General features: G+C 39.8%; 2 protein-coding genes and 1 pseudogene. All 3 read right to left on the reverse strand.

Annotation, left to right across the window (positions count from 1 at the left end):
- On the reverse strand, positions 1–993 hold a 993-nt coding region (locus AB5H98_RS13365), incomplete at its 3' end, for a PHP domain-containing protein (RefSeq protein ID WP_367926376.1).
- Entirely contained in the window at positions 986–1,456 is a 471-nt protein-coding gene (gene whiA, locus AB5H98_RS13370; RefSeq protein ID WP_367926375.1) for a DNA-binding protein WhiA, read from the reverse strand. The genes whiA and AB5H98_RS13365, both read right to left, overlap by 8 nt.
- Positions 1,456–1,803, reverse strand: a pseudogene (locus AB5H98_RS13375) (DNA-binding protein WhiA); the annotation flags it as partial. The pseudogene AB5H98_RS13375 and the gene whiA, both read right to left, overlap by 1 nt.

Raw genomic sequence — 1,803 nt, forward strand, 5'->3', positions numbered from 1 at the left:
AATGCCGATTTCATAGTCTAAACGTTCACGAATTTCCGGGGAAACTTGCTTTCCATAATGCTTATATAGTCCTTGTTCACAAAGCTGGACAAAATATTCTTTGTTATCCATCCCATTAGGGGCCTCAAAGTAAGGAAGTTTGGTTACACCAAACTCAAAATTAAAATTGCACATTTCAGCAATTCGATTCGTGTTTTCACACGCCTCAGGCCAAGCGGAAAACAAATCATACATTTCTTGTGTGCTTTTTACATAAAACTCATCCGTTCCAAATTCCAGCACGTCATCATCATGTACGGTTTTATTGGTCTGAATGCAAATCAGCACGTGCTGCATTTTGGAATCTTCCTGGCGCAAATAATGTGCGTCATTTGTGGCGACTAAAGGAATTCCGGTTTCACGAGACAAGCGAACAATTAATGGCAAAACACGCCTTTGTTCATCGATGCCATGATCCTGAATCTCAAGGTAATAATTTCCTTTTCCAAACAAATTCTCATAATACAATGCCAGCGTTTTTGCGCGCTCATAATCACCGGACAAGAGAGCTTGTGGAATTTCCCCAGCCAAACAGGCGGAAAGGCATATAAGACCTTCGTGATGAAGTTCAAGCAACTCATGGTCAATTCTTGGTTTGTTATAAAAACCTTCGATAAAACCAGAAGATACCATTTTGATAAGATTCTTATATCCAGTCTCGTTTTTGCACAACAAAACAAGATGGTAAGAACCATCAATTCGATTTACCTTATCAAATCTAGTACGGGATGCCACATAAACTTCACACCCGATAATGGGTTTTATACCTGCTTTTTTAGCAGCCTTATAGAAATCGACACAACCGTACATGGCCCCATGATCTGTGATCGCTACAGCGTTTTGGCCTAATTCTTTAATACGATCCATCAGGCGATCGATACGGCATGCCCCGTCTAAAAGGCTGTATTCAGTGTGAAGATGCAAATGAGTAAATTGTTTTGTAAACTCAGGCATGTTGGTTCCTTTCCAGTAGTACACAAGCAGTCTGTTCAATTTTTTTCATTCTATGTGACAGACCGGATTTGCTGAGAGGGGGATCAAATTGAAGAGCCAGTTCTTTCAATGGAAGATCCGGATATTCCTCTCGATATTTAGCAGCAACTTTTAATTGTTCCGGCAGTGTATCCAATGCCCCTACTTCGCGCAAATATTGAATGGCCTGCAATGTCCTTGCGCTGGCACAAACAATTTTGTCAATATTCGCTGTTTCGCAGTTGGTAATACGGTTTGCCTTATTTCGAATATCTTTGTAAACTTTTAAATTCATCAGCTCGAGTGAACAATTAGAGGCTCCCATATACGTAAGCATATCCTCAATTTGCTCGCTGGCCTTAAAATATAGAACATTCGAGCCTCTTCTACGTGTAATTTTGGGCAAGAAACCATGGCCCATTAGAAGCGCGCTAAAATCCTGCATTAAACTATATCGACTAGAAGAAAATTCAAGGTTGTATTCTTTTGTCGGATACCGCTGCAAAGGAACGCAGCCGCAACAAATGCTTGTACACAATTTTCGCAGCAAAAATTTCTACTGTTTATACGCAAAGATGGCTCATTCCCAATATGGCCAAACCGTTCAAGCATATTTTGTACTTGTAAAGGATCCTTTACCGCAAACTCATACATTCTGCTTTCTTCTTTTCCGCGGACAAATATTTTCCCTTCAATGCCAGCCATTGAAAAGATTTTTTTTGCATATTGTGCGATACTTGTTTTCTCTGTATGTAATACAGAACCCTTTTCATCAAAATACTTTCCAAAGCA

The sequence above is a fragment of the uncultured Ruthenibacterium sp. genome (assembly GCF_963558415.1).
GTDB lineage: Bacteria > Bacillota > Clostridia > Oscillospirales > Ruminococcaceae > Ruthenibacterium.

Bases quoted from the DNA above. Each gene is read 5' to 3' on its own strand.
- whiA (WP_367926375.1), bottom strand. From the start codon at position 1,456: ATGCAGGATTTTAGCGCGCTTCTAATGGGCCATGGTTTCTTGCCCAAA.